22 protein-coding genes, 1 tRNA gene and 1 pseudogene are annotated in these 22,860 nt (G+C 67.6%); 15 read left to right on the forward strand and 9 right to left on the reverse strand.

All coding sequences use genetic code 11. From position 1 onward, the window contains the following. Positions 1 to 49 precede the first annotated feature (49 nt). The 4 genes from NP511_RS03695 (at position 50) to NP511_RS03710 (ending at position 2,554) form a co-directional block, all read left to right on the forward strand. Positions 50 to 658, forward strand: a complete 609-nt coding sequence (locus tag NP511_RS03695; protein ID WP_049964459.1) for a CBS domain-containing protein — start codon at positions 50 to 52, stop codon at positions 656 to 658. A gap of 102 nt (positions 659 to 760) precedes the next feature. Further along, the gene (locus NP511_RS03700; RefSeq protein WP_049964460.1) at positions 761 to 1,984 is read left to right on the forward strand and encodes a phosphoglycerate kinase; all 1,224 of its coding nucleotides are present in this window, start codon (positions 761 to 763) and stop codon (positions 1,982 to 1,984) included. Continuing rightward, positions 1,953 to 2,468: a GNAT family N-acetyltransferase gene (locus NP511_RS03705; protein ID WP_049964461.1), complete on the forward strand. Its 516-nt coding sequence runs from the start codon at positions 1,953 to 1,955 to the stop codon at positions 2,466 to 2,468. Before NP511_RS03700 ends, NP511_RS03705 begins: the two co-directional genes overlap by 32 nt. 12 nt (positions 2,469 to 2,480) lie before the next feature. Next, positions 2,481 to 2,554 (forward strand) — tRNA-Thr (locus tag NP511_RS03710). A gap of 260 nt (positions 2,555 to 2,814) precedes the next feature. On the opposite strand, the gene NP511_RS03715 is transcribed toward NP511_RS03710, so the two are convergent. Beyond that, positions 2,815 to 2,985, reverse strand: a complete 171-nt coding sequence (locus NP511_RS03715; RefSeq protein WP_158413747.1) for a hypothetical protein — start codon at positions 2,983 to 2,985, stop codon at positions 2,815 to 2,817. Between the two features lie 70 nt (positions 2,986 to 3,055). After that, positions 3,056 to 3,472: a thiol-disulfide oxidoreductase DCC family protein gene (locus NP511_RS03720; protein ID WP_049964563.1), complete on the reverse strand. Its 417-nt coding sequence runs from the start codon at positions 3,470 to 3,472 to the stop codon at positions 3,056 to 3,058. 146 nt (positions 3,473 to 3,618) lie between these two features. On the opposite strand from NP511_RS03720, the gene NP511_RS03725 reads away from it, so the two are divergent. Next, a complete protein-coding gene (locus tag NP511_RS03725) occupies positions 3,619 to 5,184 on the forward strand; it encodes an HTTM domain-containing protein (RefSeq protein ID WP_049964564.1) in 1,566 nt (521 codons plus the stop codon). A 40-nt stretch (positions 5,185 to 5,224) separates the two neighbouring features. On the opposite strand, the gene NP511_RS03730 is transcribed toward NP511_RS03725, so the two are convergent. After that, positions 5,225 to 5,845, reverse strand: a complete 621-nt coding sequence (locus NP511_RS03730) for a universal stress protein (RefSeq protein WP_049964462.1) — start codon at positions 5,843 to 5,845, stop codon at positions 5,225 to 5,227. 218 nt (positions 5,846 to 6,063) lie between these two features. On the opposite strand from NP511_RS03730, the gene NP511_RS03735 reads away from it, so the two are divergent. Further along, positions 6,064 to 7,632 carry a long-chain-fatty-acid--CoA ligase gene (locus tag NP511_RS03735; RefSeq protein WP_049964463.1) on the forward strand — a complete coding sequence of 523 codons (1,569 nt, stop codon included), beginning with the start codon at positions 6,064 to 6,066 and terminating at the stop codon, positions 7,630 to 7,632. Continuing rightward, positions 7,632 to 8,432 carry an enoyl-CoA hydratase-related protein gene (locus NP511_RS03740; RefSeq protein ID WP_006648969.1) on the forward strand — a complete coding sequence of 267 codons (801 nt, stop codon included), beginning with the start codon at positions 7,632 to 7,634 and terminating at the stop codon, positions 8,430 to 8,432. Before NP511_RS03735 ends, NP511_RS03740 begins: the two co-directional genes overlap by 1 nt. 33 nt (positions 8,433 to 8,465) lie before the next feature. Here NP511_RS03740 and NP511_RS03745 read toward each other — a convergent pair whose 3' ends face one another. Further along, the gene (locus NP511_RS03745; RefSeq protein WP_049964565.1) at positions 8,466 to 8,918 is read right to left on the reverse strand and encodes a dCTP deaminase/dUTPase family protein; all 453 of its coding nucleotides are present in this window, start codon (positions 8,916 to 8,918) and stop codon (positions 8,466 to 8,468) included. A gap of 178 nt (positions 8,919 to 9,096) precedes the next feature. On the opposite strand from NP511_RS03745, the gene NP511_RS03750 reads away from it, so the two are divergent. Both NP511_RS03750 and NP511_RS03755 read left to right on the forward strand, forming a co-directional pair. Further along, positions 9,097 to 9,786: a phosphatase PAP2 family protein gene (locus NP511_RS03750; protein WP_233274299.1), complete on the forward strand. Its 690-nt coding sequence runs from the start codon at positions 9,097 to 9,099 to the stop codon at positions 9,784 to 9,786. 70 nt (positions 9,787 to 9,856) lie between these two features. Further along, complete coding sequence (locus NP511_RS03755) at positions 9,857 to 10,522, forward strand: O-methyltransferase (protein ID WP_049964465.1); 666 nt, start codon at positions 9,857 to 9,859, stop codon at positions 10,520 to 10,522. Positions 10,523 to 10,555: 33 nt separating this feature from the next. Here the strand turns inward: NP511_RS03755 and NP511_RS03760 are convergent, their stop codons facing one another. The 3 genes from NP511_RS03760 to NP511_RS03770 form a co-directional block, all read right to left on the reverse strand. Then, positions 10,556 to 11,005, reverse strand: coding sequence for a hypothetical protein (locus NP511_RS03760; RefSeq protein WP_049964466.1), 450 nt, complete (start codon positions 11,003 to 11,005; stop codon positions 10,556 to 10,558). A 94-nt stretch (positions 11,006 to 11,099) separates the two neighbouring features. Next, a complete protein-coding gene (locus tag NP511_RS03765) occupies positions 11,100 to 14,534 on the reverse strand; it encodes a PAS domain S-box protein (RefSeq protein WP_049964467.1) in 3,435 nt (1,144 codons plus the stop codon). A gap of 111 nt (positions 14,535 to 14,645) precedes the next feature. Continuing rightward, complete coding sequence (locus NP511_RS03770) at positions 14,646 to 15,092, reverse strand: hypothetical protein (RefSeq protein WP_049964468.1); 447 nt, start codon at positions 15,090 to 15,092, stop codon at positions 14,646 to 14,648. Positions 15,093 to 15,230: 138 nt separating this feature from the next. Between NP511_RS03770 and NP511_RS03775 the strand changes: the two genes are divergently transcribed. After that, positions 15,231 to 15,761 (forward strand): hypothetical protein, encoded by a 531-nt coding sequence (locus NP511_RS03775; RefSeq protein ID WP_049964469.1) that lies wholly within the window; start codon positions 15,231 to 15,233, stop codon positions 15,759 to 15,761. A gap of 48 nt (positions 15,762 to 15,809) precedes the next feature. Here the strand turns inward: NP511_RS03775 and NP511_RS03780 are convergent, their stop codons facing one another. Beyond that, on the reverse strand, positions 15,810 to 16,616 hold the full coding sequence (locus tag NP511_RS03780; protein WP_049964470.1) for a mechanosensitive ion channel family protein: 807 nt from the start codon (positions 16,614 to 16,616) through the stop codon (positions 15,810 to 15,812). A gap of 600 nt (positions 16,617 to 17,216) precedes the next feature. Here NP511_RS03780 and NP511_RS03785 point away from each other — a divergent pair. From NP511_RS03785 to NP511_RS03805, 5 genes and pseudogenes are all read left to right on the forward strand, one after another. Continuing rightward, the gene (locus tag NP511_RS03785) at positions 17,217 to 17,987 is read left to right on the forward strand and encodes a creatininase family protein (protein ID WP_006648978.1); all 771 of its coding nucleotides are present in this window, start codon (positions 17,217 to 17,219) and stop codon (positions 17,985 to 17,987) included. A 79-nt stretch (positions 17,988 to 18,066) separates the two neighbouring features. After that, complete coding sequence (locus tag NP511_RS03790) at positions 18,067 to 18,492, forward strand: CopG family ribbon-helix-helix protein (protein ID WP_006181810.1); 426 nt, start codon at positions 18,067 to 18,069, stop codon at positions 18,490 to 18,492. A 239-nt stretch (positions 18,493 to 18,731) separates the two neighbouring features. Further along, the gene (locus NP511_RS03795) at positions 18,732 to 19,106 is read left to right on the forward strand and encodes a cupin domain-containing protein (protein WP_049964471.1); all 375 of its coding nucleotides are present in this window, start codon (positions 18,732 to 18,734) and stop codon (positions 19,104 to 19,106) included. A gap of 151 nt (positions 19,107 to 19,257) precedes the next feature. Continuing rightward, positions 19,258 to 19,704, forward strand: coding sequence for a hypothetical protein (locus NP511_RS03800; RefSeq protein ID WP_049964472.1), 447 nt, complete (start codon positions 19,258 to 19,260; stop codon positions 19,702 to 19,704). 107 nt (positions 19,705 to 19,811) lie between these two features. After that, a pseudogene (locus tag NP511_RS03805) lies at positions 19,812 to 20,930 on the forward strand (acyl-CoA dehydrogenase family protein); the annotation flags it as partial. On the opposite strand, the gene NP511_RS03810 reads toward NP511_RS03805, so the two are convergent. Further along, complete coding sequence (locus NP511_RS03810) at positions 20,909 to 22,855, reverse strand: 3-hydroxyacyl-CoA dehydrogenase/enoyl-CoA hydratase family protein (protein ID WP_425608230.1); 1,947 nt, start codon at positions 22,853 to 22,855, stop codon at positions 20,909 to 20,911. The pseudogene NP511_RS03805 and the gene NP511_RS03810 overlap by 22 nt on opposite strands. Between the last annotated feature and the right edge of the window lie 5 nt (positions 22,856 to 22,860).

Below are 22,860 nucleotides of genomic sequence, written 5' to 3' on the forward strand. Positions count from 1 at the left end.
TAAGTGTGGTGGAGGTAGCTTTTAGCCCGTCCGTGTGATCCGTACACGTATGGAATCGGAACTGTCCGTCAGGGACGTGCTGACGAGCGAGTACGTCGGCGTCAGCGAATCGGATACCGTGCTCGACGTGGTGCGGCTCATGCGCGAGGAACGGACCAGCTGTGCGCTGGTCGTCCGGGGCTCCGAGCCCGTCGGCATCGTGACCGAGTGGGACGTGCTGGGGCTGATCGCCGACGAGGGCGATCCGACCGAGACGACCGTCGACGACGTGATGACGACCCCGGTCATCGCGGTCGATCCCGAGACGTCGCTGACCGACGTCGCGACGACGATGGCCCGTCAGAACATCCGCAACGTCGTCGTCGACGGCCCCGACGGGATCGTCGGGCTCGTCACCCAGCGCGACGTCATCGCGGCCGCCAGCTCCTTCCAGGCGACGATGACCCCCGCCCGCTCGAGCGAGCCGCCGATCGATCGCGACCGCGGCATCGCCGAGCCCGCGACCGCGCCCCCCGCCGGGGAGGGCGAGGCTGCCGTCCTCCCCAACGGCGGCGACGAGTACACCACCCAGGGCGTCTGCGAGGCCTGTGGCTCGCTCGCTGACGCGCTGTGGGACGCCAACGGCCAGCTGGTCTGTTCGGACTGTCGGACAGTGTAGGCCGCTCTCGGAATTCACAACTGCGTGTGGTGTGTCATCAGTCAACGCAGACTATCTCTCCGATAGAAAGACCTTTCGGGTGCCGCAGTGGACTGACCGGTAATGATCGCGACCCTCGACGACCTGGACGTCGAAGGGACTACCGTCGGTGTTCGCGTCGACGTCAATAGTCCGATCGACGACGATGACACGCTCGCGGACGACGCCCGCCTGCGCGCCCACGTCGATACCCTCGCGGAACTGCTCGAGCGGGACGGTCGGGTCGCCGTCCTCGCCCATCAGGGCCGACCCGGCGGCGACGAGTTCGTCTCCCTCGAGTCCCACGCCGAACGGCTCTCGGAACTGCTCGGGCAGCCGGTCGACTACGTGGACGCCACCTTCACCGACGCCGCCCGCGAGGCCGTCAGGGACCTCGAGGACGGCGACTGCGTCGTCCTCGAGAACACCCGCTTCTACAGCGAGGAGTACATGGAGTTCGAGCCGGAGCGGGCCGCCCGGACCCATCTGGTCGAGGGCCTCGAGCCGGTCTTGGACGCCTACGTCAACGACGCCTTCGCGGCGGCACATCGCTCCCAGCCCTCGCTGGTCGGACTGCCGACCGTCCTCCCCAGCTACGCCGGCCGGGTCATGGAGTCCGAACTCGACGTACTGGGCTCGATCGAGGAGACCGACGAACCCCGCGTCTACGTCCTCGGCGGGGCGAAAGTCTCCGACTCCATCGACGTCGCCTGGTCGGTCCTCGAGAAGGGGCTGGCCGATCACGTCCTCACGGCCGGCGTCGTCGGCAACGTCTTTCTCATCGCCGACGGCGTCGACCTGGGCGACGCCAGCTCCGATTTCATCTACGACCAGGGCTACTGGGACGAGATCGACCGCGCCGCGGACCTGCTCGACGCCCACGGCGACCGGATCGCGCTGCCCCGCGACGTCGCCGTCGACCGGGACGGCGGCCGCCACGAACTCGGCGTCAACGCCCTTCCGCCGGGCGACGGCGAATCCGCCATGGACATCGGCGGGTCGACCCTGGAGTACTACCGGCGCGTCCTCGAGGACGCCGAAACCGTCATCCTCAACGGCCCCGCCGGCGTCTTCGAGGACGACCGCTTCGAGACCGGGACACGACAGCTCTACGACGCCGCGACCGACATTCCCACGAGTATCGTCGGCGGCGGCGACACCGCCTCGGCGCTTCGCCAACTCGGCGTCGAGGGCTTTTCACACGTCAGCACCGGCGGCGGCGCGGCCCTCCGGATGCTCACCGCCGAATCCCTGCCCGCCGTGACCGCACTCGAGAATGCCCCCCAACAACCCGCAGCCGACGATTGAACTCGCCACGCGGGCCGACCTCGACGCTCTCACGGAACTCTGGGTCGACCTCGCCCACGACCAGCGCCGGTACCAGTCGGCGGTCCGCCCCGAGGCCAACCGCGAGGCCATGCGGGAGACGCTCGGTGCCTATCTGGTCAGCGACGGCCTGTTCGTCGCCCGCCTCGAGGGCGCGATCGTCGGCTTCGTCTCGGTGACGGTCGAACGCGGCACCCTCGAACTCGACACCACGCGCGGCCTGCTCTCGAACATCTACGTCCGGCCGGCCTACCGGGGACAGGGGATCGGCACCGCCCTGCTCGAGGCCGCCGAAGCGTCGCTCGCCGACCGCGGCGTCGACGAACTGCTGCTCGAGGTGATGGCGGACAACGAGGCCGCCCGTCGGTTCTACCGCCGCCACGGCTATGATCCGTTCCGCGTGTCGATGACGCGCTCGCTCGCGGACCGCGACGAAAACGATACACACTCAAAGGAGGACGGCTAACCCACGGCCTGCGCCAGGGGAGCATGGGCGGTTCATGCACTCGACTTGTAATCGAGACTTCCGGGGTTCAAATCCCCGCCCTGGCTTGGCTGCTGCGAACGATTTCGTGAGCAGCAGCCACGTCGACTGGGATTTGAAGCAGGGAGCTGCGCTGCTGCGACCGTGGTTCAAATCCCCGGCCTGGCTTTCTACCTCGCGTTCAAACCCCGCCACCGACCCGGTTCGGACCGTCGGTTGCTATCGGCTCCCGTCGAATGTCACGCGCTCGAGACGCGACCGAGCAGTGCCCCACGGAGCCGAGAGACGGCCGTCTCGCGGCGTCTCGGCCGTCGGTTCCGCCGGCGGCCTACCACAGTCCGAGCGCGCGACCGGTCGCGAGGACCGCGAACATCGCCAGTCCGAGCAGGATCAAAACCAGCGCTTCCGCCGAGACGGCGGTGACCAGGGCCCGAGCGACTCGAGTCGGACGACCGGTCGTCCGATCGAGGCGCCAATCGGCCCGCTCGTCGGGTGACACACACGCGGGTACGGGCGGGGACGACTAAAAGCTGTCCGCGGGACGCGGCGGTCGGCGACGCCCCGACGGACTACTCGAGGAACCGGGTTCGAACGTCACCGGTCGGCAGCAGACACTGTTCTTTCTGCCCGAACCAGCGATAGCGACGGGCCGCGACGAAGTCGTAGGCGCGGTCCCGGATCGGGCGCGGGAGATACCGCAGTGCCGACAGGAGGGCGTAGACGCCGCCGAGGTGGGCCGCGATCCGAGCCACGGCCGCGGACTTGACGTAACAGTCGTCGCCCTCGACCAGGACGATCGACTCCAGCGCGTCCGTCGGCAGGTCGTGAGCCGCGAGCAGGTCCTGACCGACGTCGGACTGGAGGGACGCGAAGTGGATCTTCCCCGCCGGATCCCGGGGGACGATGAACTGGACGACCCCGTTACAGAGGTTACAGACCCCATCGAACAGGACGATCGGACTCTCGTCCGGGACCTCGGTACTCATCGGACGGAACGCAGTAGGCAGCGGGGCCAGTTCAGCGTTCCGATCGGCCCCGTCTTCGAACGAGAAGTAATCGCACAAATAGCTGTTTCAGCTTGCACGAAGCATATTCCGTGCCGGTCGAGACGCCCGGACGTCTCTCCACGACGATGTCCCGACACCCCTCCATCACTGCCGTCCGCCGGCGACTCTCGAGCGGTGCCGATCGAGTCGCCGCCGGGATCGAACGCCGGTTCGCGATCGACGCGCGAGCGCTGGCAGCGTTTCGGATCGCGCTCGGACTCCTGTTGCTCGCCGACCTCGCGCTCCGGGCTCGAAACCTCGAGGCGTTCTACACCGACGCCGGCGTCCTTCCGCGCCGGGCCCTGTTCTCGGACTACTCGCAGGTGTACTCGCTGCACGCCCTCTCCGGCGAGGCGTGGGCGATCGCGCTGTTGTTCGTTCTAGCGGGCGGCGTCGCCCTCGCGATGACCGTCGGCTACCGGACACGTCTCGCGACGGTCTGCTCGTGGCTGTTGCTCGTCTCCCTGCACGCCCGGAACCCGATGGTCCTCAACGGCGGGGATGTGCTGCTTCGGCTCCTCGTGTTCTGGGCGATGTTCCTCCCGCTGAGCGAGCGCTGGGCCGTCGACGCGTACCGTCCCGAGACGGCCCGGGCGACTGTCTCGAACGTGGCGACGATGGCGCTGTTGCTCCAGGTCGTCGTCATGTACGTCTCGAACGCCATCCACAAGAGCCGGGGGGAGCTGTGGTTCGGCGGGGAGGCAGTCGCCTACGTCTTCAGCCTCGACTACATGTTCACGTACCTGCTCGGCGACGTCCTCACGGCCTATCCCGAACTGTTGCGGCTCATGACGTATCTGTGGGTGGCGTTGCTCGTCTGTACGCCGCTGTTGCTCCTCCTGACCGGATGGCCGCGAGCGGCGCTGGCTGGTGCATTCGCCGGAATGCACCTCGGAATGCTCGTGACGATGCGGATCGGGCTGTTTCCCCTGGTCGTCGTCGCCGCGCTCGTGCCCTTCTTCCCGCCGGTCGTCTGGGATCGGTTGACGGCGGCGGTCGTCCGAGCCGGCCTTGCCGGGCCGCTCCGAAACGCGGTGGAACGACTGCGGCGGTGCCGTCCCGAGCGGTCGATGGCCGACGTGGTCGGGGCCGCCGTCGTGCCGTCGCATCGGTTCCTCACCGCCGGCATCGCCCGCGGCCGGTCGCTGCTATCGACGGCCGTTCCAGCGGTCTTTCTCGTCCTCGTCGTTCTCTCGAACGCCCAGGCACTGGGATACACGCAGGTGCCCGACGCCGGCGAGACCGCCCTCGAGGCCACCGAGACCGACCAGTCGTGGCGGATGTTCGCCCCGGAACCGCTTCGGACCGACGGCTGGTTCCACGCGCCGGCCGACCTCGAGAACGGCTCTCGAGTCGACGCCATGCACCGGTCCGCGGTCAACTGGAACCCACCTCCGAGCCACGAGGACGTCTACCCGACCACGCGGTGGCGGAAATACCTCGCCAACGTGGAGAGCGGGGACAACGAGAACCACCAGTCGTACGTATCGAACTACCTCTGTGAGCGGTGGAACGACGACCATCGGACGGACATCGAGCGCCTCGAACTCTACTACATGGCCCAGGAGTCGGAACCGTACAACGAGACCGAACCGGTCACCAGCATCAAACTGCGCGAGTACGACTGCGACGGCGCGTTCGTTCAGGACTGAGACGGGTCGCTGTACCGGTGGTCCAGTGGGGACGCCGACGCTACTCGTCGACCGGCCCCGTCGCGACGCGGGCCTCGCCGGAGACGGCGTCGACGTGGACGTGAACCGGTCCCGCGTCGGTCTCGAGGGGAACGATCCACGAGGCGCTGGTCCGGTGGGGCTGGTCGGCCAGCGCGAGACCGTCGTATCCCTCGTTCGCGGCGGTCTTGCGGGCGATGTCCGCGGCCTCCTCGGCGTCGTCGATACGGATGTCGTCGGTCAGTCGGACGGTCACCACGGGGGCGTCGGCCATGCGGACGATCCGTTCGGTGACGCTCCCGACCAGGACCCGGTCGAGCCCGGTCCGGCCCTGCGTCCCCATCACGATCATGTCGATATCGTTCTCGTCGGCGTACTCGAGGATCGTCTCGTGGGGGACCCCCTGTTCGACGGCCGTCACGGCCGCTACGCCCTCGCGGTCGGCCTCGGCCGCGACGCGCTCGACTGCGCGCTCGGCCGCGGGAATCGCCTCGTCGGTCTGTAGCGTTCCGAGCGGGCCCTCGGGGACGATCGATAGCGCGTGGACCGTCGCATCGAACCGGTCGGCGATCGCCAGCCCGTGCGTGATCGACCGGCGGGTGCCGTCGCTCCCGTCCGTCGGGACGAGGATGTCCTGATACATCGCTGTCCGGGGGTTAGGAACGCGGCCCTAAATACCCTCGAGTCGATGCTCACGGGCCGGTGACGATCCACACGGGCCGCTGGTTGCCCCCTCGAAACGACGAGGGCGTATCAGCGATCGGGAGTACTCAGATCGATTATCGATGGTAAGCGATCCCGGCGCGCTCTCCGAACGATGTAAATCTTTTTTACGGTACGCGCGAACGTACCGCACGGACTATGACAAATCTTGTCACTAATCTCGCGGCCGCCGTCGAGGAACACGGCGACAACACCGCGATCGGCTATCAGGGGACGGAAACGAGCTACGAGGAGTTCTGGGGGCAGACGGGTGCCTTCGCGACCGCGCTCGAGGAGCGCGGACTGGGCGCGGGCGACCGCGTCGCGCTCTATCTGCCGAACGTGCCGCCGTTCCTGATCGGGTTCCACGGGACGCTACGAGCCGGCGGGGTCGTCGTCCCGATGAACCCGCAGTACAAGTCCCGCGAGATCGGCCACCTGCTCGGCGACAGCGAGGCCAAGGTCGTCGTCGCGCTCGCCGACCTCGTCCCCTTCGTCAACGAGGTCCAAGACGAGACGAGCGTCGAACACGTCGTCAGCATCGGCGGCGAGGCCGAGGGCGCGGTCACGCTCGAGGAGTTCCTCGAGCCGGGCGATCCCGATATCGTGGACCGGGCCGACGACGATGTGGCGGTCCAGCCGTACACCTCCGGGACGACGGGCCAGCCGAAGGGCGTCCAGCTCACCCACAACAACCTCGCGTCGAACGCGAACTCGGCCGCGAAGCTCATTCCCGATGGGATCCGCGCCGACGACAAAGGACTCGGCGTCCTCCCGTTGTTCCACATCTACGGGATGACCGTCACGATGAACGCGACCCTGTTCAACGGCGGTGCCTTCTACCCGATGCCCGAGTGGGACGCACAGGACGCCGTCTCGCTGATCGAGGACGAGCAGTTGACGATTATGCACGGCGTGCCGGCGATGTACAACGACGTTATCAACCAGCCAAACGCCGAGGAGTTCGACCTGTCGTCGGTACGGCTCTGTGGCGTCGGCGGCTCGGGCATTCCGGTCGAGGTCCTGCGCCAGTTCGAGGAGCTCTACGAGCCGAAGATCTACGAGGGGTACGGCCTGACCGAGACCAGCCCGATCACCCACTTCAACAGCCCGATCGACGGCCGACGCGTCGGCAGCATCGGGAAGACCGTCCCCGGCGTCGACTCGAAGGTCGTCGACGACGACTTCGAGGAGATCCCGCCAGTCGAGGAGGGGCCGATCGACGAGGAGGAGGCCGACCTCCGGGAGATCACCGGCGAGATCGTCGTCGCCGGGCCGAACGTCATGAAAGGCTACTACGGCCTGCCCGAGGCCAACGAGGAGGCGTTCACCGAGGAGGGCGGCCGGACGTGGTTCCACACGGGCGACATCGGCTACCACGACGAGGACGACTTCTTCTACGTCGTCGACCGCGAGAAACACATGATCGTCACGGGCGGGTACAACGTCTACCCGCGTGAAGTCGAGGAACTCCTCTTCGAACACGAGGACGTCGCCGACGCCGCCGTCGCCGGCATCCCCGACGAGCGCCGCGGCGAGACCGTGAAAGCGTTCGTCGTCCGCACGCCCGACGGCGACGTGACCGAGGAGGAGATCAAGCAGTACTGTCTGACTAACCTCGCGGAGTACAAACACCCCCGCGAGGTCGAGTTCGTCGACGAACTCCCCCGAACGACCACCGGGAAGGTCCAGAAGTTCAAACTTCGCGAGCAGGAGGGTGACGACTGATGGCGCTCGGTGACGCAGTCCTCCTCGATCTCGAGGCGGACGGAGCCGCGACGATCACGCTCAACCAGCCCGACCGCCGAAACGCGCTCTCCGAGGAGATCAGCACCGGGATCTCCGAGGCCCTCGACGAGATCGAGGGCAGCGACGCCCGCGTCGTCGTCTTACAGGGCTCCGGCGGGTCGTTCTCCGCCGGCGGCGACATCGAGCGGATGACCGAGGCCATCGAGGACGACGTCCCCGCGGACGATCGGGTACGCCGCCTCGAGCGGTCGACGAACGAACTGATCGGGCGACTGGTCGAGTTCCCGATTCCGACGGTGGCGCTGATCGACGGGGCCGCCGTCGGTGCCGGCGCGAACCTCGCGATCGCGTGTGACATCCAACTGGCCAGCGAGGACGCCGCCTTCGGTTTCGTCTTCCGACAGGTCGGCCTGAGCGTCGACGCCGGAACCTCCTATCTGCTGCCCCGGATCGTCGGCGAGAACGTCGCCAAGGAACTCGTCCTGACCGGCGACATCTTCGGCCCCGAGCGTGCGGCGGATCTCGGGCTGGTCAACCACGTCTACGACGCCGACGAGTTCGACGACCGGGCCGACGCGTTCGTCGAAAAAATCGTCTCTGGGCCACCGATCGCCTTGCGCCACGCCAACCGGCTGGTCGGCGAAGGGCTGAACAAATCGCTCGAGCAGGCCCTGACCGACGAGGCGGTCGCACAGGGGATCGTCTTCGAAACCGAGGATCACGCCGAGGGCGTCTCCGCCTTCCTCGAGGACCGCGAGCCCGAGTTCGACGGACAGTAGGGAGTCGGCTTCGGGTTTTAGTTCCCCCTCGAGTCACTCGCCCCGGGCTGACCCGCCCAGCGGAACCAGCCTCGAGACCCGCGCGTTCTCCTTAAGCCGGAGGCCGCCACCGGCCACCGTCAGCGGGATCAAGGGCAGGTGATCCCGGACCTGCATCGACGGATGCGAGCCGCCCCGGGCGAGCAGTTCGTTGCGCGGCTGGAGCTGTACCGGCTCCTCGAGGTCGGTCAGGAACTCGTTGTGCTGGATCACGTACTGGCCGCCCGCGAGGTGCCACCAGCCGTACTCGTCGTCGGGGGCCTCGAGTTCGGTGGGCACGGGCTCGAGGTCGGCGTCGGTGAGTTCGTCGCCGCCGAAGTCGATCCGGCCCGGCGCGGCCACCTCGTAGACGGCACCCACCGTCAGGTCGATCCCGTGATCGTTGACCTGTACCGGTTCGTAGACGAGGTTGTCGACGGCGTCTGCGAGGGGGTGATCGGCGGACATGTCGGGTGAGACGACGGTGCCGAACGTCAAAAAGGATACTGTCAGCGTCGCTCGAGTCGCGGGGCTGCCCGAACCCAGTAAACTAGACCCCATATAGATTGCAATATATAAATATATGAATGAAATACTGATAACCCATCAATAGTTATTTGAGAAATGGTTTTCAACACACATGTCGATGCGCCCTCCACTCGACCGCCGCGATGTCTGTTACATCGCGATGGTACTCGTCGTTTCGAGCATCGTCGGTATGGCATCGGAACAGTCACCCTACCCGCTCCGTACAGACCTCATGTACGCCGTTGAGGGAAACGCCGTCACGGTATTCCAACCTGACCCGAGCCTTCTCCTGACCGCGCTGTTCGTCATCGTCTATCTTCTCGTGTACCCAGCGCTGCTTCTCGCCACGTATATTAGTTTGAAACATCGCCACGGCCGCACCCGGGCACTCGATTACGTCACCACGTACACGACCGTCCTCGTCGTGTCCATGCCGTTCTTCTACTTCGTGCCCGTCGGCGTCACCGGCTACTACCTGGACGGCGTCGAACCGGTACTGTACGAATCGACCGGCCCGATTCAGACCGTCATGAAAAACGTCGACACCCTCGAAAAGGCGTTCCCGAGCCTGCACGCTGGCCTCGCCGGAACTGCGGCCCTCTACGCACCCAGCGGCTACAAACGGCTCAGTTGGGCGGCCACCGGTGCCATCCTCGCCGCCACGGTATACCTCGGCGTCCACTGGCTCACGGACCTCGTCGTCGGCCTCGCTCTGGCGTACGGCTGCTACCTCGCCACGCCGACGATCCGGGCCTTCCTCGAACGCGTCGAGCCGCGGCCGGAACCGGTCACCGTCACCGACGACTGACCGCGTCGCGTGTCGCCTTCTCGGAGACTGTCAGTGGTTACTATAGTGTCCGGCGGTCGTATTCGCGTGTATGACCGACGTCCTCTCCGATGAGATCGCCCGGTTCGTCCGCGCGGTCGGTCCCGACCCCGACGAAACGCTGCTCGAGATGGACGAGTACGCCGCCGCCGAGGGCTTTCCCCACGTCGGCCCCGAAGTCGGCGCGTTTCTCCGACTGCTGGCCCGACTGACCGACGCCGAGCGGGTCTTCGAGTTCGGCTCGGGCTATGGCTACTCGGCCTACTGGTTCGCCGAGGCCCTGCCAGCGGACGGCGAGATCGTCCTGACCGAGGTCGACGAGGCGGAACTCGACCTCGCCCGCGAGTACATGGCCGCGGGCGGCTACGACGGGATCGCGACGTACGAACCCGGCGACGCGATGGAGACGGTCGACCGCTACGCCGGTCCGTTCGACGTCGTCCTGATCGACCATCAAAAGGAGCGCTACGCGGACGCGTTCGCGGCCGTCCGCGATGAGATACCGGTCGGCGGCGTCATCGTCGCCGACAACGCCATCACTGCGAGCGTCATCGAGTTCGACGACCTGCTGGCGTGGGCCGAGGGCGACGCCGTCGAGCCCAACGATCACACCCAGGGGATCATCGACTACCTCGAGACGGTCCGGGCGGACCCGTCGTTCGAGACGGTCGTCGTCCCGCTGGGCGAGGGAATCACGGTGAGTTACCGCGTCGAGTAACCGCGAGCGGCGGCGATCGGTACGCGGTCCGTCTCAGGGGCTACTGTAATCGGAGGTCTCGCCCTCGAGGACTGCGTCGTCGGCCGGGGCCGGCGAACCGTACTCCCGGAGGCCGAGAAAGAGCGTCGTGCCCGCGGCGGCCAGCAGCGTCGCCCACGTGACCGCGGTCACTGCGAGGACGGTCGCGGCGGCGGGTCCCGGTGCGACAGTACCGAGGGTCTCGAGGCCGGCGGCGTGACCGACGGCGGTCGTCAGAAACGCGAGCCAGAGGGCAAGCGCCGTCCGCGCGAGCGCCCGCCGGCTGACCGAGCCGGCGTGGCGGGCGAGGGCGTAGACGCCGACGACGGCCACGGTCGTCGCCGTGAGGGTCAGCCCGAGCCCGTCGACGGTGGCGTTCGCGACGCCGGCGACGGCGAAACAGGCCAGCGCGGCGGCGAGGCGAAAGCGGTCCGTCCCGCGTGGTGTCGAAGTCACGTCAGGCACTGCTTTGCCGGGTTGAATGGGTGATCGAATATATAGCTGTTGACTGGGGCCGGGCTCGAGCCACGATCCCCGACTCGCCGCCCGCGCGACGGGCTCACTCGGCCGAGCCGTCGGCGGCCGGCAGGGTGACGGTAAAGGTTGCGCCCTCGCCCGGCTCGGAGTCGACAGTGATCTGGCCGCCGTGGCGCTCGATGATCCGGTGACAGAGTGCGAGCCCGATCCCCGTTCCGGGGTGGTCCTCGTGGCTGTGGAGCCGCTGGAACACCCGGAAGATCCGGTCTTGATGCTGGGGATCGATCCCGATCCCCTCGTCGCGGACCGAGATCGCCCACCGGTCGCCGGTTCGTTCGGCGCTGACGTGAATTTCCGGTGGCTCGTCGCCGCTGTACTCGAGGGCGTTCGTGAGGAGGTTCTGGAACACCTGTCGGAGCTGACCGGCGTCGCCCCGGACCACGGGCAGGGACTCGACCGTGACCGTGGCGTCTTCCTCCTCGATCCTGAACTGGAGGTCTTCGCGGACGTCTGCGACGACGTCCGCGAGGGAAAGCGGCTCGAGGGGGTCCCCGCGGGTCTCGATGCGGGAGTACTCGAGCAGGCCGTTGATCATCTCCGAGAGCCGCTCGGCCCCGTCGACGGCGTAGTCGATGAACTCCTGGCCGTCCGCATCGAGGTCGTCGGCGTAGCGGCCCTCGAGCAAGCGGAGGTAGCTCGAGATCATCCGCAGGGGCTCTTGCAGGTCGTGGGAGGCGGCGTAGGCGAACTGCTCGAGGCGTTCGTTCGACTCCTCGAGTTTGCGCTGGTACTCCGTGCGTTCGGTGACGTCCTGAATGACGAGCATCCCCGAGGTGACCGCCCCACCGGTCCGAACGGGAAGGGTAGTTGCGCGGAGTTCCCGGCCGCGGTAGCCGATTTCGAAGGACCGCTGCTCGCCCTCGAGCGCGGCGCGGAAGTGGGGTTCGATCTCCGCGAGTAGGTCGTCGGGGTAGCGCTCGTGGATCGTCTGGCCGATCGTGGCCTCCCGATCGATGCCGATCTCACCGAGGAGACCACCGCCCGCGGCCGTATACCGCAGTTCCTCGTCGAACAGCGCGACGACGCCGTTCGGGAAGTTCTCGGCCAGCGTCCGGTAGCGCTGTTCGCTCTCCTCGAGTCGGCGCTGTCGCGCCTTCCGTTCGGTGACGTCCCTGACGACGCCGATCCGCTCGCGCCCGCGGTCGGCCGACGTGACCGACGTGACCGCCGCCTCTATCGAACGTCGCTCGCCGGATTTCGTCCGAAGATCCGCTTCGACGGTCGGCTCACCGGACTCGTCGGCGGCGATCTCCCGTGCGAGGGCCATCACGTGTTCGTCGACGACCAGCGAGGCGTGGCTCCCGAGCAGTTCCTCGCGGTCGTAGCCCGTCAACTCGACGTAGGCGTCGTTGACCATCGTGAACTCTCCCTCGGCGTCGAGGACGTAGATCCCGTCCTCGACCGTCTCGATGATCCGTTCGTACTGCTCGAGCTGTCGTTCCCGCCGCTTCCGCTCCGAGATGTCCCGAAAGTACACCGACAGCCCGGTCTCGGAGGGGTAGGCCTGAATCTCCATCCAGATGTCCAGTGACTCGGAGTAGCGCTCCCACGAGACCGGCTCCTGGGTCGCCATCGCCTCCCGGTAACGGTCGGCGAGACCCGAGCGCGTCCCGCTGGGGAACGCGTCCCAGATGTTCCGTCCGAGCAGCTCGTCCCGTGAGCGGCCCAGTAGCTCCGCGGCGCGGTCGTTGACGTGCGTGAAGCGCCACTCGTCGTCGAGCGCGTAGAAGGCGTCCGAGACGCGCCCGAGGATCTCGCTCAGCTCGGACTCGAGTTCGTGTTTGCGACGCTGGAGGCGCCGCTCCTGTTCTTTCAGTGCCGTGATGTCCTCGCCGGCGGAGACGACCCGCTCGACGTCGCCGTCGGGGCCGAACACGGGGACGGCGGTGATGGAGAACCACGTCCGCTCGCCCGACGCCGCCTCGATCGCCAGCTCCGCGTCGCGGACGGGCTCGCCGGTCTCCCTGACCCGCGCCGACGGGCCGCGATCGGGGCCGATCGGCTCGCCGTCGGCGTCGACGACGGGCCGTTCGGCGAGCAGTTCGGTCTCGCCGAGCGGCTCGCGATCCGCGAGTCCGAGCGCCGTCTGCGCGTGTCGGTTCGCCAGCACCGTCTCGCCCTCGGTGTCCTCGACCGAGACCGCCACCGGCATCGTCCGGAGCAGCGTCTCGGTCTGGAGCCGTTCGCGCTCGAGGCGCTGTTCGTGGCTGATCCGGTCGAACGTCGCCTCCAGACTCGAGGCGACGATCTTCGCCAGCGAGAGATCGGCCGCGTCGAAGGCCGCTCGCTCCTCGGCACCGATGATGACGATCCCGTGGTCGCCGATCGGGAGACAGATCTCGCTGTGGATCGGCGTCTCGGGGTTGTAGACGGCCTCGTCGGCAGTGACGTCGTCGTAGATCAGCGGCTCACCGGTCTCGAAGACCTGCCAGGCGATCCCCTCGCCCGCCTCGAACGTCGGCGGCTCGCCGAGGATGGACTCGGCCGAATCGGTCCAGGCGACCGGCTCGAGCGTCTCGTCGGCCGGCTCGTGGAGGAAGACGCCGTTGACCTCGAGCGCGAGGATGTCGGCGAGATGGCGACACGCCTGCTCGGCGACCGCCCGCCGCGTGCCGGTGGCGAGCCACTCGCGAACGGCCTCGTTGAGCCGCCGCAGCTGATAGGCCCGCCGGTGTCGGTCGGTCACGTCGTAGTAGAGTTCGAGCCGGCCGCCGGCGTACGGCCCCGACCGGATGGGCTTGCTCCGGTGTTCGAGCCAGCGTTCCTCGCGGCCCTCGTCCGACGTGACACGACACTCGAACCGTTCGGCGTCGCTGTTGTCGTCGTAGGTCGCGCCGACGATGTCGGCGAACCCGGCCGGTTCGGCGATCCGGTCGCTGATCACGTCGTCGATCACCGTCATCTTGTCCCGGCCGACGACGGTCGCCGCGTCGAGCCCGAAGTACCGCTCCGTCGCGTCGTTGATCCAGACGATATCGAACTCGTCATCGAGGACGAAGACGCCGACATCGGCCTCCTCGAGGACGGCCGTAATCGGTTCGAACGTCGAGGGCGGTCCCGCGGTGGCCGACGTCGCTTCGGACGCGGTGTCGAGTTCACGGACGAGCGCGATCGATCCCCGACTGCCGTCGGCGGCCGGAACCGTCCCGAGGCGAACCGAACAGGCCACAGTGGTCCCGTCGGCCGTCCGAACGGGGAACTCGAACGGGGCATTGTCGGCCGCGAGCGCGTCGGCACCCTCGAGCAGCCACGAGACGTGTTCGCCCCGGAGCGCCTCGTGCGTGTACCCGGTCAGCTCGAGCAGGTCGTCGTCGACGGCGACGATCCGGTCGTCGGCGTCCAGTTGGATCACGCCGTCGTCGACCGTCTCGACGAGCGTTCGGTACCACTGGCGGGCCGCCCGGCCGTCGCCCTCGTCCCACGGTGGCGAGCCCGCTGGTTCCGCCCGTTCAGTCATTGAGAGAGCAACGCCACTCCGACGGATAAGTGCAGCGCCGAGGGCTATCACGGCGGGGGCCGCATGCGGGCGCGGCCGTCGAACCGAAACACGGCGACCGGGCCGTTCCCGTCAGTCGTCGCCGGTGAGGACGCGCTCCTCGGGGCTCGGCCGACCCGGATGGATCCCGTACGTGGCGAACCCGTAGAGGACCGTCATCGCGACTGCACAGATGACCGTCGCACCCGCGAGCGACTCGACGGCGAGGCCGACGACGGGCCCGCGAAACGCCTCGCCGACGGCGGCCGCCGACTCGCCGTCGGGGGCCGCCGACAGCCCGTAGGGGAGAAACGTCGCGAACGCGACGAGCCACCATCGCGTTACCGCCCGTCGGAGTCCCACCGTGCCGGCGTCTCGGGCGGCGTCCGTGAGCGCGGCGACGCCGAGCGCGATCAGGAGCAGTGCCGGCAGCGTTCGAAGCGGGGAGTCAAAGCCGGTATTAACCGCGACGCCGACGGCGACGATCGCGACCGCGGCGACGCGCACCGAACGGGGCGGCCGATGGCCTGTCTCGGACATCCTGTCGCCCGGTAGCAACGGGTTGTACAAAACTCTCCCGACCCGTCCGTGTCGTCGCGCGGACGACGCGATCGCCGCGCCCCCGCGGCCACAACAAAGGACGTATTACCACTGCCGGTAACTCGAGGGTGAGAACGAATGCAGGACCGCGATCGAGTCTCCCTGACGGCACTCCGACGGTCGGTGGCGGCCGCTCGCGGCCGCGCGATCCGCGCCGCATCGCGGCTGCCCGGTGCCGAGACCGCCGGACGACTGGGGCGGCTCTGGCGACGACACGTCCGGGGCCGGCCCGACCAGTATCAGGCGTCGATCACCTTTCCGACCGGGCCCGACCGACCGGATATCGGCGAGATACAGGGCTGGATCGAGGCCCTCGAGTACGCGTTCGAGGGGCGGCTCGATGTCTACGCCCGACGGGGGCGCATCGCGGTCGAGACCGATCCCGTGTCGGCGGAGCTGTTCGACACCGAGGAGTTCGAGGCGATCTGCGATCGGATCGCGGACGGCTACGGCGGTTCCCACTCCCTCGCACATCTGCGGAAGTGGCGACGGAACGAGGGCCGGCTCGTGCGGGCCCACGTGATCGTTCCGGTCAAGCCGCTGTTTCCCCGCGATGAGGAACCGGCGACGGAACCCGCCGCGACCGCGCCGGCGGCCGGGTCCGACTGAGGACCGGGCGCAGCGTCGCTCGGCCGCCTGCGGTCGTCGCCCGCCCGATCAGTCGTCGTCGCTCGGCCCGGGGCCGGGCTCGCGGTCGGTACTCGGACTGCTGCCCGCGCGATCGCGGTCGCCGCTCCGCGACCGATCGCCGGTCGTATCGCCCTCGCTCGGCGTAACCTGACTCGTCCGATTCATCCAGTTATCGATGTTCTCGGCGACGTAATCCTTGCCGCCCCAGCCGAAGGCGACGCCCGCACCGATGGCGATCGCCGCGCCCAGCCCCCACGCGAGCGCTCGAGCGAACACGTAGAGGATGCCGACATCGATCCCCATCGTATCGAGGCCGATGACGATCGCGGTGAAGTAGAGGAACATCCGCGCGCCGGTCGCGAACCAGGTCGTGTAGGCCGTCTCGGTCGCGGCCCGGGTCCGTTCGATGGCGTCGCCGATGAAGTCCGCAACGACGAATCCGAAGGTGATCACCAGCAGACCGGCGACGAACGCGGGCAGGTACGAGACCGCCGTGGAAATCCACTCCGATAGCATTGCGATCGCGAGTGCGTTCGCGGCCGCGAGGATCGCGAGGCCGTAGACGAACCACTTCGCGAGCGTTCCGAAGGCGTGTGAGACCGCCCGTTCGGTGCCGCCGAGGATGCGTCCCAGTGGCGTCTCGAGGACCATCCGATCGAGTTCGACGCCGTCGGCGAGCCGGCGGACGACGCCGGCCGCGACGCGCCCGAGGACCCAGCCGATCGCGAGGATGATCAGCGCGCCAACCAGCCGCGGGAGGAACGTGACCAGCTCCGCGATCGGGTCCTGCAGCCAGTCGGGGACCTGTGCTTGAGCGGGGTACGGTGGGATCATGGACAGTGGGAGTTGGTGTCGTCCCGGCTTCGTAATTGAGTGCGTACGGATTGGTATCGAAATCAACCTGTTTCGGCGGCGGCCGCCGCGGCGATTGAAGTGTCCGTTACGGCGAATTGCGCGCTGGCCGTACCGTGCCGGTCCGATGGGATTTCCGAGCGGACCGGCGGTCGTGCCGGTCTCGATCGGGCGGGCGACCCGCGAGCCCGCGGGCGATAAACGGCTATTGGGGCCGATCGAACCAACGGCCGGAGACGTACCGGTACGCGGGCGACAGGAACGGTCGACCGCCACTGACCGAACATGTCCAGTTTCACTCATGGGCTGCCCCGGTGACGCGCCGCCGTCGGCCGGTGACGTCGGTTTCGAGGGCGGTGTCGCGGCCGGTCCGCCGAGGGTCGACGGAGCGACCGCCCGACGGGAGCGCCAGTGAACGGCGTCGGGCCCCGCGTTCGGTAATCCCGTTTTACCGAGATTGGGGCTGTAGCGGGCCGCGTTCGCCGGAACGGCGGCCTCACGCTTCACGTCCGCCGGTACCACAGCGCGGTCACGTACTGCCGTTATACCCACGCTTAGGAGGATCCGCGCACGAGGGGCAGTATGTACCTCGCCGACCACGCGTGGCCCGACCTCGAGTCGTACTTCGAATCGGAGTCGCTGGCGCTGGTGCCGCTGGGATCGACCGAACAACACGGCCCGCATCTGCCGGAGGCGACCGACCACCTGATCGGGGAGGCGTTCGCCCGCGAGGTGGCCGACCGGACGGGCTATCTCTGCACGCCGACGATCAACGTCGGCGTCAGCGGCCACCACCGGCAGTTCCACGGGACGATGTGGGTCGAACCGTCGGCGTTTCGCCAGTACATGGAATCGTTGACCCGGAACCTCACGACCCACGGGATCGACCGGGTGATCTACGTCAACGCCCACGGCGGCAACGTCCAACACCTGCGCGAGGTCGGGAGCCGACTCCGACAGGAGGGCGTCGCCTACGCCATCGAGTGGATGTGGGACGAGTCGATTCCGGACCTGGTCGACGACCTCTTCGAGCAGAACGGCCCCCACGGCGGGCCCAAGGAGACCGCGATGATCCAGTACCTCGAGCCGGAGTTGGTCCACGACGACCGCCTCGAGGAGGCCAGAGACACTGGGGTCCCGAGCGTCGAGGACGCCGACACGGTCAAACACGGCTCGCGGACGTTCTTCGACGCGGCCGACAACACCGACAACGGCGTGTTTGGCGACCAGACGGACGCCTCGGCCGAGAAGGGCGAGCAGTTGTTCGAGGCCGCGAGCGACCAACTCGTCCAGCTGAGCGAGTGGCTCGCCGCACAGGACTTCGAAGACTTACTCCCGAACGACCACGTCTGAGCCACCGACTGCGGTCGTCCGACCCTGTCCCGGCCACGGCAATGATAATCCTTAATAGCAACTTCTGCCGAGTTATTATATGGCAGTCGTCAGCGTCTCGATGCCCGACGAACTCTTGGAGCGACTCGACCAGTTCGCCGACGAACACGGCTACACCGGCCGGAGCGAAGTCGTCAGGGAGGCCTCACGGAACCTGCTCGGGGAGTTCGAGGACACCCGCCTCGAGGACCGGGACCTGATGGGAATCGTCACCGTCCTCTTCGACTACGAGACCACCAGCGTCGAGGAGCGGATGATGCATCTGCGCCACGAACACGAACACCTCGTGGCCTCGAACTTCCACAGCCACGTCGGCGATCACTACTGTATGGAACTGTTCGTCCTCGAGGGCGAACTCGAGGACATCTCGGCGTTCGTCGGGAAGATCCGCGCGACCAAGGACGCGCTGACGGTCGATTATTCGGTCATTCCGGTCGACAGTTTCGATCCGCTCGCACAGGGATAGCGGCGAGTCCGCCGACTCTCGGCCAGCAGCGATCCCCACACCGGCTCCGTCGGCCACTGTGACTCCCGGTCCTACCCGAACGCCTCGCCGATCTCGAGGACTGCGCCTGCATGACCGCGAGCGGTCGGTTCGTGCCGTTGACCGACACCGCGGAGCGGCCGCGGCCGGCTCGCTGCCGACCGGCCCGAACCCGTTCGGCAGTCAGTATCGTTTTACTGTCGTCTCCCGAATGGATCCGTATGACATACCGGAAGGTCAACTACGAGGAGGTCGAGGAAGTCTCGAGCGCGATGCACTTTCTGAGCGATCCGCTCGAGACCGAGCAGGTCGGGGTCACGGTCGCGCGGTGCGATCCCGGCTGGAACAGCAAGCCCCACGACCACACCGACAACGGCCACGAAGAGGTCTACGTCCTCATCGAGGGAGCGGCAACGGTCGTCGTCGACGATGACCCCGTGGCGATGGAGACCGGCGATGCGTTGTGGCTCCCGCCCGAATCGACCCGCCAGATCCGCAACGGGGACCGCGAGAGCGCGTTCGTCCTCGTGAGCGCGCCCAGCATCGCCGACGAGGACGGCGACGAGGAGTGGTCGCTCTCGGGCTTTGCGGGCTAGCCTCGAGTCGCCGTGTGGTCGGCGGTCCGAAGCGAAACCGGTGGGGATCGGCAACCGCGACCCTCGCACGAGGACCGGCGGGACGGTTTAGTGGGCTGACGTGGTCGCCGTCCGTAGGTGACTCCCGATTTACTCGAAACATCACGCGGCGATCTCGTTCGTCGTCGCCGGGGTACTGGCCGTCCTCCTGCCACCGGTCACCCTGCTGGGCACGCCGATCCCGACCCCGGCGGTCGTCGCCTACGGCACTGCCGCCGGCGTCTGTATCGACTTCGATCACTTCCTCATCGCCCGGCTCAAGACCGGTCGCTGGGACGCGCTCCGGTTCTGTCTCACCCATCCGCGCGCGACGATCACGGACCAGTCCGAGATCTTCGACCCCGGCGACGTGGGGGTCCTCTCGCGGCTGTTGAGTCACGTCGTCATCGCCGGCGTCGTGGTTCCGACGCTCGTGCTGGCGAGCGTCTCGCTCGCGGTCGTGACCGGCGGCGTCCTCTATGCCCACCTGCTTGCCGATCTCGTCTGGGATCGCCACCTGCTCGAGTCCCACGCCGATGCGGCTGACTCGATCGCCGAACTGGTGCGGACCATCGGGTAGCCGCCGATCACGGGCGAGCCCCGACCGCGTGGGACTCGAGCGGGCGTCGTTCTCGGGTTGCAATATTCGCCCGCGGCTATTTCCTTTGTGCGATCGTGTGACAGGACATGGAACTGCTCGACGACGACATCGTCCCCGAACACGCACACGAGATCAAAGCCGAGGCCCGCGAGTTCGCCCGCGAACACATCGAGCCCAACGCCCAGGAGTACTTCCAGTCCGGCGAGTATCCCGAGGAGATCCTCGAGGCGGGTCGCGAGGCGAACCTCGTGGCACAGGACATCCCCGAGGAGTGGGGCGGGCGGGGGCTGGATCTGGCCCAGCTGCTCGCGATGACCGAGGAGTTCTATCGGGCCGACGCGGGAATCGCGCTGACCCTGCAGCTGGCGAGTTTCGGCTGCGAGATCACCTACGAACACGGCACCGACGAGCAGTGCGAGGAGTACATTCGTCCGGTGGCGGAGGGCGAGCAACGCTCCGGACTCGCCGTCTCGGAGCCCGAGACCGGCAGCGACCTCGCGGGGATGCAGACCACGGCGGAGAAAGACGGCGACGAGTACGTCATCAACGGCGAGAAGTACTGGATCGGCAACGGCGTCGAGGCCGACTGGATCACCCTCTATGCCCGCACCGGGGACGACGAGGACAACCGCTACGGCAACCACTCGATGTTCATCGTCCCGACCGACACCGACGGCTACGACGCCGAACACATCCCCGAGAAGATGGCGATGCGGGCCTCGAAGCAGGCCCACATCGAGTTCGACGACTGCCGGATCCCCGCCGAGAACGTGATCGGGGAGGAGGGTGACGGCTTCATGCTGCTGGCGGACTTCTTCAATCACGGCCGGGTGGCCGTCGCCGGCCACGGGCTGGGCATCGCCGCGGCCGCGATCGAGGAAGCGTGGGAGTTCACCCACGACCGCGAGGAGTTCGGCAAGACGATCAGCGACTTCCAGAGCGTCCAGCACGGGCTCGCGGACATGCTGCTGGAGTTCGAAAGCGCCCGGACCCTCGTCTGGCGCGCCCGCGAGAAGGTCGCCGAGGAGGACAACGCGGGCTACTGGGCGGCGATGGCGAAGACGAAAGCGACTGAAACGGCCGTCGACGTCGCGGAACAGGGCATGCAGTTCCACGGCGGCCGATCGATCCTCGACGAGCGGCGGATCGCGCGCGTCTACCGCGACGCCCGGATCCCCGTCATCTACGAAGGGGCAAACGAGATCCCCTCCATCAGGTCGTCGGTCCCCATCAGGTGCCCGAACGCGGAGGCCTCGTACTCGAGGCCGGACTCGGTGTCGTCGCGGCCGGCCAGCATCGCGCGCTTGGTGAACTTCTGGGCGATCGGCGGGCCGCCCGCGAGGTCGGTCGCCAGCTCGAGGGCGCGGTCCTCGAGGTCGGCGTTGTCGACGATTTCGTTGACGAAGCCGTAGTCGGCCAGCGTCTCGGCGTCGTAGCGCTCGGCGGTGAGGATGATCTCCTTCGCGCGGCCCTCGCCGACGATATGCTTGAGTCGCTGGGTGCCGCCCCAGCCCGGAATGAGGCCGAGGTCGATCTCGGGCTGGCCGAACTCCGACCGTTCGCTGGCCACGCGGAGGTCCGCGCAGGTCGCCAGCTCCATCCCGCCGCCCAGACAGAAGCCGTCGATCCCGGCGACGACGGGCAGATCGCAGGCCTCGAGCTTGCCGAACGTCTGCTGGCCCAGTCGCGAGAGTTCCTGTCCCTCGATCGGGTCGGCACCGCTGCCGGCCATGCTCTGGACGTCCGCGCCCGCGGAGAAGGCCTGCTCGCCCTCGCCGGTGACGAGGATCGCGCGCACCTCGTCGTCGTCCTCGAGGTGGTCGATCGCGTCCGAGAGCTCCTCGAGGAGTTCGTCGCTGATGGTGTTCATCCGGTGCGGACGGTCGAGGACGATCTGTCCGACGTAGTCGGCGGGGTACTCGAGCCGGATCGTTCCGAAGTCGACCCCCGACGCGTCGTCGCCGTCGTCGTAGAAGCCGCCGGCAGCGGCCCGCTCCGCTAGGTAGTCGTCGGGCGCGTAGCGCTCGTGGCCCGTCTCCTCGTAGGCGTCCTCGAGGGTGTCGTGCAGCGTCTCGAGGCCGTAGTCGTCGACCAGCGCGACCGGGCCGTCGGGGAAGCCGGCCCCGAGCTGGACGGCCTCGTCGATCGACTCCGGCGGGGCGACGTCGCCGCCGATCAGTTTCGCGGCCTCGTTGGCCATCGTCGCGAGCAGGCGCTGCTCGACGAACTCCGAACCCTCGTCGGTCGGGATCTGGACGCCGTCGCCGTCCTCGTAGTCGTAGAAGCCCTTGCCGGTCTTCTTGCCCAGTTCCTCGTTCTCGACTTTCTCCTCGAGCAGCGGGGCCGGCTCGTAGGCCTCCCCCAGCACCTCGTTCATGTACTCGAGGACGTGGTAGCTGACGTCGTTGCCGACCTGATCGCCGAGTTCGAAGCTGCCCATCGGCAGGCCCATGTCGTATTTCGTCGTCGAGTCGACCTCGGCGATCGTCGCCTCGTCGTTGCTGACGAGCCACGCGGCCTCGTTCATCAGCGGCACCAGAATGCGGTTGACGATGAATCCGGGCGAGTCCTTGTGGACCCGAACGGCCGTCTTGCCGAAGTCCTCGGCGAGGTCCTCCGTCACCGAGAGCGTCTCCTCGCTGCTTTCGGCACCCGAAATCACTTCGACCAGCTGCATCCGGACCGGCGGGTTGAAAAAGTGCATCCCGCAGAAGCGCTCCGGTCGCTCGGTGAACTCGGCGAGGTCGGTGATCGAGAGGCTCGAGGTGTTCGTCGCGAAGATCGCATCGTCGGGCGCGACCGCCTCGAGGTCGGTGTAGACGTCTTCTTTGATCCCCATCTGCTCGGGGACCGCCTCGATGACGAAGTCCGTGTCCGCGACGGCCTCCTCCATGTCGACCAGCGGCGTCACTCGGTCCTTGGCGGCGTCGGCTTCCTCGTCGGTGAGCCGGTCGTTCTCGGCGAGTTTGTCCAGTGACCACTCGATCTGCTCGTAGCCGTTCTGGACGAACTCCTCTTTGATGTCGCGCATGTTCACGTCGTACCCGGCCATCGCGGCGACCTCCGCGATACCGTGACCCATGTTGCCCGCACCCAGAACTGTGATGGTGTTGATGTCCTCGAGTTGCATGCTCG

This window comes from Natrinema thermotolerans (assembly GCF_031165565.1).
GTDB classification, from domain to species: Archaea; Halobacteriota; Halobacteria; order Halobacteriales; family Natrialbaceae; genus Natrinema; species Natrinema thermotolerans.

What these genes read in the sequence shown, in the direction of transcription:
- NP511_RS03695 (WP_049964459.1), top strand. Translation starts at nt 50, where the DNA reads ATGGAATCGGAACTGTCCGTCAGGGACGTGCTGACGAGCGAGTACGTC.
- NP511_RS03700 (WP_049964460.1), top strand. Translation starts at nt 761, where the DNA reads ATGATCGCGACCCTCGACGACCTGGACGTCGAAGGGACTACCGTCGGT.
- NP511_RS03705 (WP_049964461.1), top strand. Translation starts at nt 1,953, where the DNA reads ATGCCCCCCAACAACCCGCAGCCGACGATTGAACTCGCCACGCGGGCC.
- NP511_RS03720 (WP_049964563.1), bottom strand. Translation starts at nt 3,472, where the DNA reads ATGAGTACCGAGGTCCCGGACGAGAGTCCGATCGTCCTGTTCGATGGG.
- NP511_RS03725 (WP_049964564.1), top strand. Translation starts at nt 3,619, where the DNA reads ATGTCCCGACACCCCTCCATCACTGCCGTCCGCCGGCGACTCTCGAGC.
- NP511_RS03730 (WP_049964462.1), bottom strand. Translation starts at nt 5,845, where the DNA reads ATGTATCAGGACATCCTCGTCCCGACGGACGGGAGCGACGGCACCCGC.
- NP511_RS03735 (WP_049964463.1), top strand. Translation starts at nt 6,064, where the DNA reads ATGACAAATCTTGTCACTAATCTCGCGGCCGCCGTCGAGGAACACGGC.
- NP511_RS03740 (WP_006648969.1), top strand. Translation starts at nt 7,632, where the DNA reads ATGGCGCTCGGTGACGCAGTCCTCCTCGATCTCGAGGCGGACGGAGCC.
- NP511_RS03745 (WP_049964565.1), bottom strand. Translation starts at nt 8,918, where the DNA reads ATGTCCGCCGATCACCCCCTCGCAGACGCCGTCGACAACCTCGTCTAC.
- NP511_RS03750 (WP_233274299.1), top strand. Translation starts at nt 9,097, where the DNA reads ATGCGCCCTCCACTCGACCGCCGCGATGTCTGTTACATCGCGATGGTA.
- NP511_RS03755 (WP_049964465.1), top strand. Translation starts at nt 9,857, where the DNA reads ATGACCGACGTCCTCTCCGATGAGATCGCCCGGTTCGTCCGCGCGGTC.
- NP511_RS03765 (WP_049964467.1), bottom strand. Translation starts at nt 14,534, where the DNA reads ATGACTGAACGGGCGGAACCAGCGGGCTCGCCACCGTGGGACGAGGGC.
- NP511_RS03770 (WP_049964468.1), bottom strand. Translation starts at nt 15,092, where the DNA reads ATGTCCGAGACAGGCCATCGGCCGCCCCGTTCGGTGCGCGTCGCCGCG.
- NP511_RS03775 (WP_049964469.1), top strand. Translation starts at nt 15,231, where the DNA reads ATGCAGGACCGCGATCGAGTCTCCCTGACGGCACTCCGACGGTCGGTG.
- NP511_RS03780 (WP_049964470.1), bottom strand. Translation starts at nt 16,616, where the DNA reads ATGATCCCACCGTACCCCGCTCAAGCACAGGTCCCCGACTGGCTGCAG.
- NP511_RS03785 (WP_006648978.1), top strand. Translation starts at nt 17,217, where the DNA reads ATGTACCTCGCCGACCACGCGTGGCCCGACCTCGAGTCGTACTTCGAA.
- NP511_RS03790 (WP_006181810.1), top strand. Translation starts at nt 18,067, where the DNA reads ATGGCAGTCGTCAGCGTCTCGATGCCCGACGAACTCTTGGAGCGACTC.
- NP511_RS03795 (WP_049964471.1), top strand. Translation starts at nt 18,732, where the DNA reads ATGACATACCGGAAGGTCAACTACGAGGAGGTCGAGGAAGTCTCGAGC.
- NP511_RS03810 (WP_425608230.1), bottom strand. Translation starts at nt 22,855, where the DNA reads ATGCAACTCGAGGACATCAACACCATCACAGTTCTGGGTGCGGGCAAC.